At 34.1% G+C, this 17,789-nt stretch carries 20 protein-coding genes and 3 pseudogenes; 20 read left to right on the top strand and 3 right to left on the bottom strand.

All coding sequences use genetic code 11. The features are described from left to right. The first annotated feature begins 3 nt into the window (after window positions 1-3). From IPI65_09065 to IPI65_09030, 8 genes and pseudogenes are all read left to right on the top strand, one after another. Window positions 4-393: a DoxX family protein gene (locus tag IPI65_09065; GenBank protein ID MBK7441659.1), complete on the top strand. Its 390-nt coding sequence runs from the start codon at window positions 4-6 to the stop codon at window positions 391-393. 56 nt (window positions 394-449) lie between these two features. After that, a pseudogene (locus tag IPI65_09060) lies at window positions 450-1,026 on the top strand (YdeI/OmpD-associated family protein). 24 nt (window positions 1,027-1,050) lie between these two features. Continuing rightward, a complete protein-coding gene (locus tag IPI65_09055; protein ID MBK7441658.1) occupies window positions 1,051-1,608 on the top strand; it encodes a DUF4256 domain-containing protein in 558 nt (185 codons plus the stop codon). 93 nt (window positions 1,609-1,701) lie between these two features. Continuing rightward, complete coding sequence (locus tag IPI65_09050; GenBank protein MBK7441657.1) at window positions 1,702-2,220, top strand: hypothetical protein; 519 nt, start codon at window positions 1,702-1,704, stop codon at window positions 2,218-2,220. A gap of 42 nt (window positions 2,221-2,262) precedes the next feature. After that, a complete protein-coding gene (locus IPI65_09045; protein ID MBK7441656.1) occupies window positions 2,263-3,846 on the top strand; it encodes a T9SS type A sorting domain-containing protein in 1,584 nt (527 codons plus the stop codon). A 79-nt stretch (window positions 3,847-3,925) separates the two neighbouring features. Continuing rightward, window positions 3,926-4,429: an SRPBCC family protein gene (locus IPI65_09040; protein MBK7441655.1), complete on the top strand. Its 504-nt coding sequence runs from the start codon at window positions 3,926-3,928 to the stop codon at window positions 4,427-4,429. A 101-nt stretch (window positions 4,430-4,530) separates the two neighbouring features. Next, window positions 4,531-5,853, top strand: a complete 1,323-nt coding sequence (locus IPI65_09035) for a T9SS type A sorting domain-containing protein (protein ID MBK7441654.1) — start codon at window positions 4,531-4,533, stop codon at window positions 5,851-5,853. A gap of 15 nt (window positions 5,854-5,868) precedes the next feature. Beyond that, entirely contained in the window at window positions 5,869-6,258 is a 390-nt protein-coding gene (locus tag IPI65_09030; protein ID MBK7441653.1) for a DUF1801 domain-containing protein, read from the top strand. Here the strand turns inward: IPI65_09030 and IPI65_09025 are convergent, their stop codons facing one another. Continuing rightward, entirely contained in the window at window positions 6,259-6,627 is a 369-nt protein-coding gene (locus IPI65_09025) for a cupin domain-containing protein (GenBank protein ID MBK7441652.1), read from the bottom strand. A 141-nt stretch (window positions 6,628-6,768) separates the two neighbouring features. Then, window positions 6,769-7,772: pseudogene (locus IPI65_09020) on the bottom strand (helix-turn-helix domain-containing protein). Between the two features lie 118 nt (window positions 7,773-7,890). Between IPI65_09020 and IPI65_09015 the strand changes: the two are divergent. From IPI65_09015 to IPI65_08980, 8 genes and pseudogenes are all read left to right on the top strand, one after another. Beyond that, a complete protein-coding gene (locus tag IPI65_09015) occupies window positions 7,891-8,379 on the top strand; it encodes an SRPBCC domain-containing protein (GenBank protein ID MBK7441651.1) in 489 nt (162 codons plus the stop codon). 26 nt (window positions 8,380-8,405) lie between these two features. Further along, the gene (locus IPI65_09010; protein ID MBK7441650.1) at window positions 8,406-8,846 is read left to right on the top strand and encodes an SRPBCC domain-containing protein; all 441 of its coding nucleotides are present in this window, start codon (window positions 8,406-8,408) and stop codon (window positions 8,844-8,846) included. A 229-nt stretch (window positions 8,847-9,075) separates the two neighbouring features. Beyond that, window positions 9,076-9,666, top strand: a complete 591-nt coding sequence (locus IPI65_09005) for a hypothetical protein (protein MBK7441649.1) — start codon at window positions 9,076-9,078, stop codon at window positions 9,664-9,666. A 78-nt stretch (window positions 9,667-9,744) separates the two neighbouring features. Further along, window positions 9,745-10,275: a dihydrofolate reductase gene (locus tag IPI65_09000; protein MBK7441648.1), complete on the top strand. Its 531-nt coding sequence runs from the start codon at window positions 9,745-9,747 to the stop codon at window positions 10,273-10,275. Between the two features lie 3 nt (window positions 10,276-10,278). Next, a pseudogene (locus tag IPI65_08995) lies at window positions 10,279-11,206 on the top strand (alpha/beta hydrolase). Between the two features lie 64 nt (window positions 11,207-11,270). Further along, on the top strand, window positions 11,271-12,290 hold the full coding sequence (locus tag IPI65_08990) for an LLM class flavin-dependent oxidoreductase (GenBank protein ID MBK7441647.1): 1,020 nt from the start codon (window positions 11,271-11,273) through the stop codon (window positions 12,288-12,290). A gap of 385 nt (window positions 12,291-12,675) precedes the next feature. Further along, window positions 12,676-13,128, top strand: coding sequence for a DUF1572 domain-containing protein (locus IPI65_08985; GenBank protein MBK7441646.1), 453 nt, complete (start codon window positions 12,676-12,678; stop codon window positions 13,126-13,128). 16 nt (window positions 13,129-13,144) lie between these two features. Next, window positions 13,145-13,612, top strand: coding sequence for a GNAT family N-acetyltransferase (locus IPI65_08980; protein MBK7441645.1), 468 nt, complete (start codon window positions 13,145-13,147; stop codon window positions 13,610-13,612). Window positions 13,613-13,622: 10 nt separating this feature from the next. Here the strand turns inward: IPI65_08980 and IPI65_08975 are convergent, their stop codons facing one another. Next, window positions 13,623-15,038 (bottom strand): T9SS type A sorting domain-containing protein, encoded by a 1,416-nt coding sequence (locus IPI65_08975; GenBank protein ID MBK7441644.1) that lies wholly within the window; start codon window positions 15,036-15,038, stop codon window positions 13,623-13,625. A 125-nt stretch (window positions 15,039-15,163) separates the two neighbouring features. Here IPI65_08975 and IPI65_08970 point away from each other — a divergent pair, with 125 nt between their 5' ends. The 4 genes from IPI65_08970 to IPI65_08955 are packed head-to-tail and all read left to right on the top strand — an operon-like array spanning window position 15,164 to window position 17,774. Continuing rightward, the gene (locus IPI65_08970; GenBank protein MBK7441643.1) at window positions 15,164-15,646 is read left to right on the top strand and encodes an SRPBCC domain-containing protein; all 483 of its coding nucleotides are present in this window, start codon (window positions 15,164-15,166) and stop codon (window positions 15,644-15,646) included. Further along, entirely contained in the window at window positions 15,639-16,235 is a 597-nt protein-coding gene (locus IPI65_08965; GenBank protein ID MBK7441642.1) for a hypothetical protein, read from the top strand. Before IPI65_08970 ends, IPI65_08965 begins: the two co-directional genes overlap by 8 nt. Before the next feature lies 1 nt (window position 16,236). Continuing rightward, window positions 16,237-16,713 (top strand): hypothetical protein, encoded by a 477-nt coding sequence (locus IPI65_08960; GenBank protein ID MBK7441641.1) that lies wholly within the window; start codon window positions 16,237-16,239, stop codon window positions 16,711-16,713. A gap of 44 nt (window positions 16,714-16,757) precedes the next feature. Further along, complete coding sequence (locus IPI65_08955) at window positions 16,758-17,774, top strand: OmpA family protein (GenBank protein ID MBK7441640.1); 1,017 nt, start codon at window positions 16,758-16,760, stop codon at window positions 17,772-17,774. Window positions 17,775-17,789 lie beyond the last annotated feature (15 nt).

The following is a 17,789-nucleotide window of genomic DNA, read 5'->3' as shown; positions in this document are numbered from 1 at the left end:
TACATGGAAAAGCGAAATAAAATTATATACTGGATTTTTACCATCTGGTTTTCCTTTGGAATGACATTTAATGCAGTATCACAATTATTAAAAGTAGATGCTGAGGTATTGAGAGTAACACATTTGGGTTATCCAGAATATCTGCTTTACCTGTTAGGCACCCTTAAACTGATTGGTGTAATCGCATTACTTCTTCCCAAATATCCATTGGTTAAAGAGTTGGCTTACGCAGGATTTACATTTCTGCTTATTGGCGCCCTCTATTCACACATCGCATTTCATGATCCGTTTAAAGAAATTTTCCCGGCTTTATTGTTTTCAGTGCTATTGGGCTTGTCCTATTTCTTCCGTCCGGCTAATCGTAAATTAGTACTAAGTAATAAAAACTTTTAAAAACACTTTAGCGCTATTATCAAAACCGGTAACTTAGTTGAATAAATTAAATAACAATGAATCCAAAAGTAGATTTCTATTTTAATAAAGACCATAAATGGCAGGATGCAATAAAACTGATGCGGAAAATTGCACTGGATTGTCAGGTAGAAGAAGCTTTAAAATGGGGAACACCCTGCTACACGCATAACAACCATAATATTGTGCTGATTCATGTATTTAAGGAATATTGTGCTTATTTGTTTTTTAAAGGAGCATTATTAAAAGATCCAAAGGGAATTTTAATTCAACAAACAGAAAATGTTCAGAGTGCCCGTCAAATAAGGTTTACGAGTATTTCCGAAATAAAAAATTAGAAAAACAATAAAAGCATACATTTTTGAAGCCATAGAAGTTGAAAAAGCGGGTCTTAAAGTTGAGCTTAAAAAGGTGGCGGAATATAAAATGCCTGAAGAGTTTGAAACCAGGCTCAATAAAAATAAAAAACTAAAAACTGCCTTTTATGCGTTAACTCCCGGCAGGCAACGAGCTTATTTATTACATTTTGGCTCACCTAAGCAGACTAAAACGCGCGAAGCAAGAATTGAAAAAAGTATACCGGATATACTAAACGGAATTGGATTAAACGATTAATTACATAACACATAAAATAATTCGATGAAAAATAAATTAACACCGGAAGAAAGCACCTCATTATTAGCTACATTAAAACATCGGTTTGAAAAAAATAAACAACGACACAAAGGTGTAGAATGGGCTGCTATTGAAAAAAAACTCGCCGCACACCCTGAAAAATTATGGTCGTTGAACCAGATGGAAATAACCGGAGGCGAACCCGATTGTATCGGTATAGAGAAAAAATCGAACGCATTTATTTTTGTTGATTGCTCAGAAGAAAGTCCTAAAGGTCGCCGCAGTATTTGTTACGATTACGATGCACTTGAATCACGCAAAGAACATAAGCCTAAACATAATGTTATTGACATGGCTGATGAAATGGGAATAAGTGTTTTGGATGAAGAACAATACAGGGCTTTACAAGAGGTGGGTCACTTTGACAATAAAACATCAAGCTGGCTAAAAACGCCATCTGAAATAAGAGAATTAGGTGGCGCAATATTTGGCGATTACCGTTTTGGTAAAGTATTTGTTTATCACAATGGCGCAGAGTCATATTATGGGGCTCGTGGGTTTCGCGGTATGTTTTTGGTATAGTCATTATAAAAATAACTCGTAATTATCTTCCGGCGATAAAATTGTCTCCCTAATGTTTTAGCTTTATTGCTTCTTTTAATAAAATTTGCAATTATGAGCCGGCACACATTGTATATGTTTATGTTCCTGATAACTATAACGGGTGTTAAATCATTAAAAGCACAATGTGGTATTTATAGTGAAGATTTTATTAATACAACAAAGTGCAAATCATTTACTTCGTTTGAAAGTAAAATAAAAACGCTTGGCTACTCCTATTTTGATGAATTTAGTGAGGTGGGCGTAACGCTGACTTATCAATGTGATATTGCTAATGAGGATAGCAGCAGAGATATGTTGAACTTTTCAATTGGAAAAGATGAATATGGTGATTTTACTGAAGTAATTTTCGCAACCAACCGCTACTATACTTACGATGCACTTTCAAATGGTCTTTTTGCTAACGCTTTTAGAAAAGATAGCGTTTCAACTGCTGAAGCCGGATTAACCCAAACCTTTTATTATTCGCAGTTATATCCCGGATTTATAATGGTTACACAAATATTTAATACACCTACTGCCGATCTTAATATGCAGTATTATATTAATTTAAAATATTATTGGACCCTTTAATAATAATTTTATCAGCTCTCTGATTCATTCAAATTATATAACATGACCAAATATTATATCATCTTTATTTCTTGTTTCATTATTAATTTAAACCAGAATTTACAAGCTCAATTCAATATCGAATGGCAGAAATCGCTTGGTGGAAATGCGATAGATTTATTGTTATCCTCAGCACCAACAGCCGATGGAGGAAGCATTTTAGCCGGTTACTCAAATTCAAATGACGGAGATGTTAGTTTACATTACGGAACAATTGCTACATCTGATTATTGGATTGTAAAACTTAATGTTGATGGTGAAATAGTTTGGCAAAAAACATATGGTGGTACAAAAAACGATGCAGCTTACGCTGTTCAACCTACAAGTGATGGCGGGTATATTGTTGCGGGTGAATCCTATTCAAATGATATGGATGTTTCAAATCATATTGGCCTGTCTGATTTTCCTGATTACTGGATAATTAAATTGGATGGAAACGGAGATTTAGAATGGGAAAAATCTTATGGTGGTACTAATATCGATGCAGCAAGAAGTATTATGGAAACAGATGATGATGGTTTTATTGTTGCAGGATATTCATGGTCGAATGATGAAAATGTTTCCGGAAACCACGGCTTTTCAGATTACTGGGTAATTAAAATTTCAAGCGTAGGCACGTTAGTTTGGCAAAAATCATTTGGTGGTTCATCTTTTGATGCAGCAAATAGCATCATACAAAGTGAAGATGGCGAATATATTGTTGCAGGTAATACTTATTCAAATGATGGTGATGTAACTTTTCATTCAGGAACAACTGCTTTTTCAGATTGCTGGATAATTAAATTATATTCAGATGGTACTATTAATTGGCAACGTTCATTTGGAGGCACAGATAAAGATGAAGCTAGGGCTATTAAACAAACTTCAGATGATGGATTTATTATAACCGGAAATACTTCGTCATCAAATGGCGATGTTACCGTTCAACATGGGGACGGCGATTATTGGGTATTTAAAATTGGTTTGATTGGGAATTTAATGTGGGAAAAATCACTAGGCGGAACATTTATTGATATTGCACATGACGTTTTGGAAACAAAAGATGGCGAATATTGGGTAACCGGAGTATCTAATTCGTTAACTGTTGATGTTTCCGGTCATCATGGAAATGAATTTACCTCCGATTTCTGGCTTGCAAAATTGTCGCAAACAGGTGACCTGCTAGCGGAAAGCTCATTTGGTGGAAGTGGTGATGATTCGGGCTGGGCAATTTTAAATCCCGGTTCAAACCAACTGATTTTAGCCGGTACTACAAACTCAACCGATGGTGATGTAAATCCGGCTTATAGTAATGGCGATTATTGTGTTTTTAAAATAAATATCACTACAGCAATTGTTTCAAATGATTTCAGTGCTATCAATATATTCCCGAATCCTGCAAAATCAATTTTAACAATTGCTATTGCTGAAACAATTTTACATTTTAGTCCATATTTACAAATAATTGATGTAAACGGGAAAGTTGTTTTAAGTCATATTTTAGTAAATACCAATAATGCAATTCCATTCAATTTAACTGAAGGAATATATATTATTCAAATCATTGGCACACATTACGATTTAACAAGAAAATTATTAGTAGAATAATTCATATACATAGACTTTATGTTTTATACCCTTTTCATACACCTTACAGTTACCTTCGCACAATTAAACTTATTTGAATATGAAAAACAGTGTTACAATTACCACTATTTTTAATTGTTCCCTGGAACGTGCCTTTAAAACTCCAATGTTATGCGATGTTTCGAAGGTGCATACAGGTTATGGATTAATGCCGAAAGTGACACATTGCACTGAGGATACTAACTGGGGAAAACCCGGTGGTACCAAAAAGGTATTTGTAGCTAAATCGCCAACCTTCGCGGGTGGCGAATCATCAACAGATAAAGTACTAGAGCGTGTAGAAAATAAATATTGGGTTATTGAAGTAAGCGATTTTAAATCGTGGATGCTGGGCTTCACCAAATTTGTCGGCACCTGGAAAACCACCGAACTGGAACCCAACAAAATTTTGATAGAATACACTTATACCATGCATGCCAATCAGCCCATTTTTTACCCTTTTACATGGTTATTTACTAAAACTTTTTGGCGCACATACATGAAAAGGGTAGTTGAAAACATTCGTAAGATGGCTTACAACAACGAACCTTACCAATACGAATAAATATATTCCGGTATTATAAAAAGTGATTTAGTTTGCGGTAAATTTAAAATCTCATCCAAAATATTTAAATTTACTTTACAAATTGACGCTAAAAAGGCAGGATGAAAAATATAATTCATAACCGTGTTGTTTACTTCACTTTATTTATTTGTCTTACACAAACACTGTTTTCCCAAACTTCTTGGATAAAAGATCCGTCTAACCCAGTTTTAAAACGAGATACTGTAATTGCACATTTACCAAATGATCTTATTGCAATCAGCGACCCATTTGTAATTAAAGAAGGTGCCATATATAAAATGTGGTATACCTGTGGCGGTTTAAATTACCCTGCAGATACCTTATTGCGCTCGAGAATTTGTTACGCAACTTCAACCGACGGGATTGTATGGGATAAATATGATGAAAATCCTGTTTTAGATGTTTCTTATTCCGGCATGTGGGATTCACTGGGAGTTGAAACTGCTTCCATATTAATTGATAGCACTGCTCCTGCTGAAGAAAAATATAAAATGTGGTATGCAGGGCAATATTTTAATACCTTTCGATATGAAATTGGTTATGCTTATTCATCTGATGGCATAAACTGGGTAAAATACAATGAACCGATTATTCCGGTTGGAAGTGCAGCAAGTTGGGATAATGGTTTTTTGGAAGGGCCATCCGTTGTAAAAGTTGATGATACGTATAAAATGTGGTATTGCGGTTATGATGCTATACCTGATGGTAACAGCACAGATGGTAAAGCGAATATTGGTTATGCATTTTCATCAGACGGAATTAATTGGACAAAATATAGCGATAATCCTGTATTAATTACCGGTGCTGATAGTTGGGATAGTATTTATGTACAGGACCCACATGTTATTTATGCAGATGGCATTTATCAAATGTGGTATGGTGGTGGCGATAATGATGTAACTTATAATCAACAGGTTGGGTATGCAACATCTACCGATGGCATTAACTGGGTAAAATCACCCCTTAATCCGGTATTAAAAAAAGGCGCAACCGGCGACTGGGACGCGATTTTAGCATCATTTCCAAGTGTCATTAATGATAATGGTAATTATAAAATGTGGTATACCGGCAGAAATCTAGATCCAATACCTGAAAACAGTTTAAATTATTATTGGGAAGTAGGTTATGCAGCAGAATCATTTATTGTTGTTCAGAATTACTCCAATAATTTATTTTCAATTTCTCCTAATCCAGCTAACAATTATTTAAACATTGAACTCAATGCTGAAAATACACTAACAGAAATTACAATCTATAATTTATTAGGACAAGTTTTATATCAAACTGAATTAGTGCAAAATCTGCTACGTATAACAACCGATAAATTTAATAATGGTATTTATATAATTGAATGTAAACGCGGAAACATTTCATCGAGTCAGGTTTTTTCGATTTCAAAATAATTAATTCATTTGCTAATGCATCCAGATATTCAATCCTATAACAACAGCCTCTCAACAACGGATAGTCAAATCTGTAACAGGTTGTGCGAAATAATTAATCTAAATTTACCGAAAGCAGAAAATAAAATCTGGCATGCGCATCCTGTTTGGTTTCTGGATGGCAATCCGATAGTGGGTTACAGTAAGCTAAAAAATTGTGTACGCTTATTATTTTGGAGCGGACAATCGTTTGACGAACCTTTATTACAAGATGAAGGTAAATTTAAAGCTGCAGAAATGCGCTTTACTTCAGTAGATGAAATAATTGAAAAAGATTTAAAAAGATGGTTGCGTAAATCCAAAACTATTCAATGGGACTACAAAAATATTGTTAAAAGAAGAGGCGTTTTGGAAAGAATAATATAGTTATTCGTAACCGCTTTTTATTACGGTTAACAACAACTTAAACCTGCCATTCGGTTCAATATGACTAGGCTTATGTGCGGGAATAATTATTCCTTCACCGGTATGTAAGGTAGAAACTTTTCCGTCAATTTCTATTACCGCATCACCATCTATAACCTGAGCATAGGTATCAAACGGAGAAATTTTTTCATTCAAACCTTCACCGGTATCAAACGACAATGCGTTTATTGAACCGGTAATTTTTTTCATTAATGTTTTACTTACCACGGCATTATGTTCATATTCAATTAATTCAACTATTATATGTGCTGACCCTTTTTCAAGATGGCCATCTTTATTAGGCAAACCTTCCAATTCTTTTGTGTCCATTTATCTATATTTTAAAAATATGAATATAATAAACAAAATTGGTCAGAATTAACTCAAATCCTTTATATAATTAAATATTTCAATTGTAGAATTCCCACAAATAATGCTTAGCTACTTAAGTGAATTAAATATTAGCACGAATCAATTATTCTCACTTGTATCACTATATCCCAATAAAACTTCTCTGTTAAATTTTTGCTTATAGTCTATTGGCGACAAGCCGTTAAGTCGTTTGAAAATTTCACGAAAGGCTTTATCATCAGCATATCCCACTTCATACATAACCTCATTGATATTTTTTCTACCGAGTTCCAGCAATCGTTTTGCCGCTTCTATCTTTACGCGTTGTAAATATTCAACAGGTGTGTTTCCTGTCGCTTTAATAAATCGCCTGTCAAAATTCCTTCTACTGGTATTTAGTTGAATTGATAAATCTTCAAATGATATTTTTCAGATAAATTTTCTTCTATAAATTTTTGAGCATTCAGCACTACAACATCTCCATGGTTTTTTTGTGCTTTGAAAATGAAAAATGGCGATTGCGTATGTCTGTCAATATCAATCTGAAATACTTTTGAGCAGAAAATGGCGGTATCTCTGTCGAAATATTTTTCAACTAAAAACAACATTAAATTTAAAAACGAATAAGCCCCACCATTTGAATAAATACCATCTTCCACAGCAATTAATTTATCAATCTGTAAATCAATTTCAGGAAACAAACGTTTAAAATCAGTTGCCGCATTCCAATGTGTGGAGCAGCTTTTCCCATCTATTAACCCCGTTGCTGCCAAAAGAAAAGCACCCGTGCAGATACTGGCAATCTCAGCTCCCGTTTTGTATTGCGCTGCAATCCATTCGATTAAAGCGGTATTGTTTTTTAATACATGAGCATAATCATAGGTGAGCGAAGGAATAATAATCAAATCAACAGGGCCTAAAGTGTCAAGTTGAACAGGATGAATTGCAAAAAAACCGTTACCTAATTCAAGGGTGTCAATAAACCCACCAATTTGAATTTCCATTTTGCTATGATTGCCTTTCTTTTTCCAATAACCGTTTGCTCGGTTAAGAATTTCAAACGAGCCACTAATGCTGCTCAAATTAATATTACCCTCCGGAACAACGATGATAACCTGTTTCATAATCAAATTTTAGACAAAGTTACTGGGAAAATTTGTCCAAATCAACCCGTTAGGTTGTCTGTTTTACACCCCTTGAGCGGTATTTTCAGACAGTAATTTTGAATTAAATATCAATTGTATGCCAAATCAAGATCTTCAAATAAAATTAATTGTATCTACCAAACCCGAAGCGGTGTTTCAGGCAATCAACAATGTGCGAGGGTGGTGGTCAGAAGAAATTACCGGCTCAACTGTTCAGCTTAATGACAAATTCAACTATAACTTCGAAGATGTTCATCGTTGCGAAATAAAAATAATAACATCCATTCCCAATAAAATGGTGGAATGGTACATCAAAAACAATTATTTCAAATTTACAAAAGACAAAACAGAATGGACAGGAACAACTATTCGTTTCGAAATTATTGCAAACGAATATAATACTGAAGTTATTTTTACACATTTAGGCTTAACTGATCAATTAGAATGTTTTGAAATTTGTTCAGGTGCGTGGTCACAGTATATATTAACCAGTTTAAAACATTTAATAGAAACAGGCACCGGTAATCCAAACGGCAAAGGAAATCCTCAAACTGAAGATGAATCAAAGTTTTTGAACAATAATTAATATTCGCAACACATAAATAAATCAAAATGCAAACTCAAGACTATACGATAACCATAATTGTTCCTACCAATGAAGTATACGCATTTCAACAAATTAATGATGTCACAAAATGGTGGACACACAACCTGAAAGGCGCTTCCCATAGGCTTTTGGATGAATTTACCGTATATTTTGGCGATGTACATATATCTACACAAAAAATAACCGAATTCATTCCAAATAAAAAAATAGTTTGGGAAGTAATAAGCAGTCAGATCAATTTTGTTGAAAATAAACAGGAATGGACCAACACGAAAATCATTTTTGAATTAACGGAATTAAATGACAAAACCAGCATTCAATTTACACATCAGGGCTTAATTCCGGCAATCGCCTGTTATAAAGATTGTTCAAATGCCTGGAAAGATTATATTGAAAATAGTTTGTTCAATTTAATAACAACCGGGAAAGGAAATCCGACGGTTTAATATGAGTGATGAATGATGAGCGATGAGTGAAAAAAGTTTGAATTAAATACTTTTTTTTCATCTTTAGAAAATTTCACTTTAGAAGTTTTCATACTATAGTTTGCAGTCACCACTCATTACTCATGTTCGCCTCAGCGAACAACTCATTACTCATAAAACAGCCAATTCCCCCTGCCTCAATTCCATCAAATATGCTAATATTGTATTTCGTCTTAACAGTAAACACACCATGTACACCACTCAAGACACCGAATATTGGTCAAATTATGCTCCGCTTATACAGGGTAGATATTATGACCCTGTAGATTGGTATTCACCTAAAGTGGTAGCTAATTACCGCGGATTTGAAGTTGTGTTTAACAATTATTATCATTCCGCAGTTTCAGGCCGATATGCTTATTCAGGTTTTAGCCAATGCTTATTTGTTGATTTTGTGATGGAAAAGAAATTTGCTTTTACTTTAAAAGAAAAATCTTCATTACAAAAGTTTATTTCACAGTTCACAAAATCAAATTTTAATCAGTCGCTGGAATTGAGCAAGTACTTTATTAAAACAAATAACGCGGTGCTTTTTAATAACATTTTCGAAAACAATCATATACCCTTATTACTTCCTGTCATAAAAAATGGGGAAATTGCCATACATCAAAATCATGGTGTATTTGGCGCTCCGCTTGATGCTTACAATTTTGAATTATCTTATAACCGACCCGGTAAATTTATTCCTTACACAGAATTACTCCAGTTAACAGATTTAATTTATAAAATTATTGATGGTTTAATGCTTCAGGATATTATAGAGCCCGTCCATATAAAATAAACCTTTATGCCTCCTCATTTGTGATTTCCCCTTACCTTTGTGGCATCTAATAATCAGGCATTAATATTTTATCACAAAATGAGTAAACAACTGGTGCTATATATTGCATGTAGCGTGGATGGATATATCGCCAAACCCAACGACGATCTCAGTTTTTTAGGATTGGTTGAGCAGCCCGGTGAAGATTATGGTTATGCGGCATTCATGCAAACTATTGATACTGTACTTATAGGTCGCAAAACCTACGATTGGGTAATGAAACAGGTGCCCGAATTTCCGCATGCACATTTAAATACTTATGTAATAACCCGCAATCCACTTGCAAATCAAGGTAACATACAGTTTTATAGTGGGGATATTACTGTATTGGTAAAGCAACTCAAAACACAATCCGGAAAAAACATTTTTTGTGATGGTGGTGCAGAAATTGTAAACCTGTTATTACAAGCTGATTTAATTGATGAACTCATTATTTCCGTTATTCCGGTTTTATTAGGCGATGGTATACGTTTGTTTAAAGATGGAAGAACGGAATTAAATTTAGCGCTCATCGAAGTAAAACATTTTGAAAAAGGATTAGTGCAATTACATTATAAACGAAAACTATAATTCATGGCACAACAAATTCGTATCTTAAATTCTTCCCGTTTTAAAAATGCTGCAGATTTAACTTATTTTGAAAACTGGGTTACTCAACTTGAAACAGCAAATAATAAAAAATATGCGCCTATTTCTGTTAATACCTCCCTTGGCAAAACACAGGTTTATGCCTTAAATCATGATGAACCTGATTTAGAAACATTAGTAATTTTTCCGGGTGCAAGAACAACGGCATTAATTTGGGACTTCAACAATGGGTTGAATCAACTTAATCAAAATTAAAAATTTATCTGGTTGAAACAAATGGATTACCAAACTTAAGTGACGGGAATTCGCGGATATTAAATCGCTGGAATATGGAATGTGGGCAAATGAAGTGCTAGCAGGATTAAACATTGAAAAAGCTTATATCGCAGGCGCGTCATTTGGTGGTTTAATTTGTATGAAGCTCGCAATTGTAAATCCGGAAAAAATAAAAGCCGCATTTTTATTGAATCCGGGTTGTTTACAGCCATTTTCGTTAAGTTTCAAAAATTTATATTACAATATTTTACCCTTAGTAAAACCAACTGAAAAAAATGTGCAATTATTTTTAGAAAAAGCCGTTTTTTCAAAACCTAATCACCAACTCTCACCTTTTGCTGAAAAAATGTTAGTTGATTATGAAGTGTTTGCCATAAAACAATATCAGGACAAAACACAAAAGCCCTATTTTATGGGTAATCAGCTAAAAGAAAATACAGTCCCTACTTATTTATTGCTCGGCGACCGCGATTTATTATTTCCTTATAAAAAATCGATTAGTAACGCAAAAAAATTACTCAGCACATTAAAGGAAATTGAAATTTTCCCGGAAGTAGGCCATGGAATCGAAACCTATGGAAAGGCGATAAATTATATAGGAAATACCATTTCAAAATTAAATGCTAATCAACAATAATCAGATTTACCGTTATTTATTGGGGAACTAATATTTTTCATAACGGGTTATGAATGAACAAATTATGGAAATAGGAATCGACAGTTTTGCTGCAGCACCCAGAAATGCTGCCATTAGTCAGGCTCAGGCTATTAACGAATTATTAGAGCGTATTACCGTTGCCGATCAAGTGGGTTTAGATGTTTTTGGTCTAGGTGAACATCACCGAAAAGAATTTATGGATTCGGCTTCGCATATGTTGTTAGCTGCAGCCGCATCAACAACTAAAAACATTATTTTAACCAGTGCGGTAACAGTAGTAAGTGCTGCTGACCCTGTTCGTATTTTCCAAAATTTTGCAACATTAGATTTAATTTCAAATGGCAGAGCAGAAATTGTTGCGGGCAGAGGTTCATTTATTGAAGCATTTCCCTTATTCGGATATAATTTAAATGAATATGATGAGTTGTTTATTGAAAAACTCGATTTATTATTAAAAATTCGCGACAATGAAATAATTACGTGGAAAGGAAAATATCGTCCTGCATTAAATAATCAGGCAATATATCCGCGTCCACTTCAAAAAAAATTACCCATTTGGTTAGGCGTTGGCGGTACACCGGAATCATTTGTCCGTGCAGGTGAATTAGGTTTACCACTTATGGTTGCCATTATTGGTGGCGAAACACATCGCTTTAAACCACTTATCGATTTATATAAAGCAGCGGGTGCCGAAGCAGGACATACTGATGTTTTAAAAGTAGGATTACATTCGCTCGGATTTGTTGGCAATACCACCGAAGAAGCCATAAATGCTTATTATCCCGGTTATGCGGAAATGTTTACGCAAATTGGTAAAGAGCGTGGTTATCCTCCTGTTACACGAGGAAGATTCGATGCACAAAACGGCCTAACCGGTGCACTTGTAGTAGATAATCCCGAAGCTGCAGCAGAAAAAATTATTCGTCACAGTAAAGCACTAGGTGGAATTTCGCGTTTTACATTCCAAATGGATGCCGGATTAACGCATCAACAATTATTACAAGCAATTGAATTAATCGGAACAAAAGTAGCACCGTTGGTAAAAAAAGAGTTGATTAAATAGTTAGCTAAAAATTTTAATTAGTATTTTAATAATTATTATTTTTGACAGGTTCAGTTTTATACTCATAATTTCAATTTCATCGGCACCATTATTAAGTATAAGTTTCACGATTAAAGACGATTACGTAAATCCTAGACCGGACTGAAGCGGAAACCCCTTACCTGACTAAGATGCGGATTTTTGAAAGGCTTAAAACTGCAGTGGATTTAAGGATGGCATATTTTAATGAGTTAATTTAGCCATGCTTCAAATAAAAAGTTATTTATCGGCCAATTAGACATTGTTAAGCAGTTTTTAATTTGACGAAAATTTCATAACACCCTAGGAGTGAAAATATTTTAAAATATTTTTGGCGTAATAATTTATTTTACAAAACTAATTTGTTATGACAATCGCAAAACAAATCGCAAAAAGTTTGCGGGATGTACACTTCGGTGGAAATTGGACCGATGTAAATATGAAAGGCACATTGCAGGATGTAACCTATGCGGAGGCATTAAACAAAGTGCAGGATTTTAATTCTATTGCCACCTTAACCGTGCATACCACTTATTATATTGATGTGGTAACGAAAGTGTTGCAAGGCGGGCCGTTGGATGCCAAAGATGCTTATAGTTTTATTTTACCGAAAATTGAATCGGAGGCGGACTGGCAGGGTGTTTTGGAAAAGGCATGGCAAAATGCAGAGACCTGCGCGCTTTTAATTGAACAATTAAATGACAATCAATTATTAGAAATATTTAGTGAAGAAAAATACGGCAACTATTTCAGAAATTTAATGGGAATGGTTGAACACCTGCATTATCATTTAGGGCAAATAGTGCTATTAAAAAAATGATTCGCTCAGCAACTGCATGAATATCTTACAAACAATAAAAATAAATAAAACAAACTCAGCGGATGAAGATTTTATTCGGCTGGTTCGTTTATTAGATGCTGATCTTGCACAACGTGATGGTGATGATCATGCTTTTTTTGCGCAGTTTAATAAAATTGATGCCATTCAGCATGTAATTGTTTTATATGTTGATGGATTAGCCGTTGCTTGCGGTGCAATTAAAGAATATGCACCTGAAATTATGGAAATTAAACGCATGTATGTTTTACCGGAATACCGTGGAAAGGGTTATGCATCGAGGGTTTTAACAGCATTGGAAGAATGGGCTGCAGCACTACAGTATCATAAATGTATTTTGGAAACCGGAGAAAAACAACCGGAAGCAATTCGCTTATATCATAAAAATAACTATCACGTTATTCCCAATTACGGACAATATATACATGTAAAAACAAGTGTTTGTTTCGAGAAAGCATTAGGCTGATTTTTTAAAATTATTTCAGCACTTCAAATGTTCCGTTTAATGGAGCTGTTGCGTCATTTTTATTTATAAATGAATAAAAATACAACCCTGAAGTAAGTTCAGTTGCAGAAATATCAATCATTTGAGAATAAATATTATCAATATGAATTACTTTTTTCCCGCTGATATCATAAACAACTAATTGCGCATCAATTGCAGTTGCTGAAACCATTATATGAATTGTTTCTGTTACAGGATTAGGATATAATCGAATTGACGAACCATTATCATTTGCAGCAGGTATATTTAACGTTGCACCGGATTCATCCACATGCATTAATAAAATATCTGCATTATCATCTGTCTGATTAATGGAGCCGCAAACAATATATCCACCTGCGGCATCACGATGTACTCTTCTAACAGCATCATCTCCTTCCGCTCCATAAAAATGTAAAGCATTAATTACACCATCATCACTCAACATTAAAACTGCCGCATCCTGAGAATTATTTAAAACATTGTATAATGTTCCACATACAACCCAATTGCCATCAGGTGTTTGGTCAACTCCTGCAGCATAATCTTTATACTGTCCACCATAATTAACTTCCCAAATTGAATTTCCATCCATATCAGTTCGTATCATTAACATTGCACTGCTGCCATCAAAAGTGTTCTGACTTTTTCCAACCATTAATAATCCGTCATCACTTAATTGAATACTATATACATTATCTTTTCCGGCATGTGCATAATTTTTTTGCCAGATGATGTTTCCGAAAAAATCTGTTTTCATTAACAAAAAATTCATATCACCGTTAACAGTTATTGCACCACCCATCATAAAACCATCTTCCACTGTTTTTACTGTGCTGATATAATTTTCACCATCCCCATCCATAATTTTCGACCATTCCAATGTTCCATCTACAGCATATTTTAAAATAAACCCATTCGGATTATCTCCGATTTCACATCTACCCACAGCAACAAAACCGCCGTCTGGAGCAGCAGCACAGGCATAAGCGGCATCATCTTTTTCAAAACCGTAAGTTCTGGTCCACAGGGTATCACCAACATTATTGATCATAAAACACAAGGCATCACATTCATCTGTTCCTGTTACATCCACGTGACCGGCAATAAAATAAGTATTGTTTGCACCTTCGATAATTTCATTCCCGCCATCTTCGAAAACAGTTCCAAACGTTTGTTCCCACTCAATTTCACCATATTTATTCAGTCGTGAAAAATACGCATCAGCAGGCACACCGGCTTCCACACTCAAGGCTCCTGTAACCATTACATTACCATTTGCATCAACAATGGCATCGTGGCCCATGTCGTAATAATCTTTCCCTAAAGTAGTGGAAAAATCAACAGATTGAGCATGTAATGTGCTGATTGTCAGTAAAATAGTAAATATTGAAATGGTAAATAGCAATTTGTGTTTTTCATAATGCCTGGGTTTAAAGTGAAACAACTAATTTTAACGGTGGAGAATTTAGAATATTGCGTACACCGGGAATTATCCTTTGTTTTTTAACATGTTAAAGATATAAATTAATTATGGATTTTCAAAATAGTCAGGATAATAATCAAGGTTATACCAAAATAACATTTAGGCAATATATAAAATCACCAAGTGCTGTTGTTTGGCAATTAATTACTAATCCGCAGTTTATGGGAAAGTGGTTGTCAGATGATAAAATCCATGTGGAATCAAATTGGAAAAATGGCAGTCCAATTATTTTCAGTGGTATGATGCATGGTATATATTTATACAATAAGGGTATTATTTTACAGTTTACACCTCTAATATGTTTTAAATATAATTATATCAGCAATCTGAGTAACTTACCCGATGTTCCGGAAAATTATACCAAAATTTGTTTTACTTTAAATGAAAATAACGCAGGAGTAATACTTGAATTAGAAATTTCTGAAATTAACAGTTATGTCGATTATAAACATCTAGAAATGTACTGGAAACCAACTTTAAACATTATTAAAAAATTCGCTGAATCAGAATTACTTTTGCTAAATGAATAGAATACTAATCTTACTGAGTTTTACAATTGCACTGTTGTTTGTATCAACAAGCACAAACGCACAGTCAACGCTATATAACAATTTGCTACAACGCAGCACACTCACATTTCTGCAGCCCGAAGGTTTTGATACCATACAGGTTATTCAGAATTCAGCGATGGAATATGAATTTGCAATTAAACATCGCACAAAAAACTTTGAAGTGCGTTATGCAATAAGGCCATTAGACACTTTACTTCAGGAATATACAGAAAAAGAAAAAAACAAACAGCCGGGTGACATCAATTTAAACCCTAATAATTTATATGCTACCTTGTTAAAGGCAACCACCTTAAATATTTCCAATGGTTATTTACCGGAAATGGTTGTATTTGATAAAACTGCTGTAAAAGAAGAATTTAATGCCGACTGGGGTGGAACAACATATGTCGAGGTTGGTAAAGAATTCGGCATGGGATATAAATTTTGCATGATAGTAGCAATACATAAAGATAATGTTGCAGATGCTTATTTATTTTTTCTCTCAGATAATGCCGAAAATTTTAATGATATTATGTTAGATGCATTTCATTCTTTAAAATTCAATTGATATGTCGTTAACAAATTTTGAACGCATGTTACAACTGGCAGATGAAATTTTTGATACCAAATCAGATCCTGAGCAGTTAGATGTAAACGAAGACGTGCTAAATCGGTTAAAACAATTACACCCAGCCTCCGTTACAGAAAAAGCGAATGAAAACGGACCTATAGCCTGGATATTGCTAATTCCCACTACACGCAAGCTAATGGAATCATTTTTGTCAGGTGAGATATCAGAAAAAGAATTATTTTATTTAACCCATCCGGGCACACAATTCGATTGCATTTATTTATGCTCTGCGATGGTATTATCTGAACTTAGGAAAAAGGGAATAACAACTGATTTGACAACAGTCGCTATTATGAATATAAGCCAAACGCACAAAATAGAAGCGCTTTTTGTATGGGCTTTTTCTGAAGAAGGTAAATTATCTGCTCAAAAAATAGCTGCTCAAATAAATTTACCTTTATTTGAAAAATTGTAATTAAGTTATATTTATATAAGAAATACATGAAAAATAAATACTTTATGAAAAACTGTCTTTACGCTATGTTACTTAGTTGTTTTGCAATAATAAATGCCACTGCACAAACAATAAGTGAATATAAACAATATGATTTTGTACCTGGAAATGTTATTCTTTTTGATGATGATTTAACAAATTCCATTGTTGGTTCAAATCCGGAAAATTGGACTATAGAAGGCGGTGAGGCGAAAGTAATTAAAGAAGCCGATAACAATTGTATTTCTGTAAATGTTTATTACACTAAAATAAGTCCGAAATTATCAAAACCGGTATTACCAGATAATTTTACTATAGAATATGACACTTGGTTAGCTGATGGTTACGATGGCAATCCCGGAATAGAAATACATTTAATGCAGGGCGACCAGGAAATGATAATTACCCCAAACAAACATGAATTAACTGTTAGCTATCCAAATGATGGTCGTGCTGCCAAAGATAATCCCGAAGCCTATTTTGGAGAAAATAAATTTTACAACCGCTGGGTGCATATCGCCATGAGTTATAATAAAAAACACTTTACAGTATATCTTGATCAATACAAACAAATTGATATTGATGATTGCGCTATTACACCCGACCGAATATTAGTTACCGGAAATACAAGTGGTGAGATGAAAATATTGTTGGACAATTTTAAAGTGGCTACAGGAATTCCTAAAAGTGAGATTACATTGGTAAATGGGAAATTTGTTACACATGCAATTAAATTTGATGTCAATAAATCGGAAATAAAACCCGAAAGTATGGGAACAATTAACAACATTGTGGCATATTTAAAACAAAATCCAACAGTAAAATTTGAAATTGGCGGACATACAGATAGCGATGGAGATGACGCTGCCAATTTAAAATTATCTGAAGCAAGAGCAAATGCAGTGCTAAATTTATTAATATCACTTGGTGTCAATTCAAATCAACTAACAGCCAAGGGATATGGCGAATCTTTGCCAATTGATGTTAATACAACGCAATTAGGCAAGGCAAATAACAGAAGGGTTGAATTCACCACAATATAAATTACTTATTCAAAT

The sequence above is a fragment of the Bacteroidota bacterium genome, assembly GCA_016706255.1.
Lineage (GTDB): Bacteria > Bacteroidota > Bacteroidia > Chitinophagales > BACL12 > UBA7236.
The sequence above is the reverse complement of the archived record's forward strand: the minus strand, read 5'-3'. Positions and strand labels throughout refer to the sequence as shown.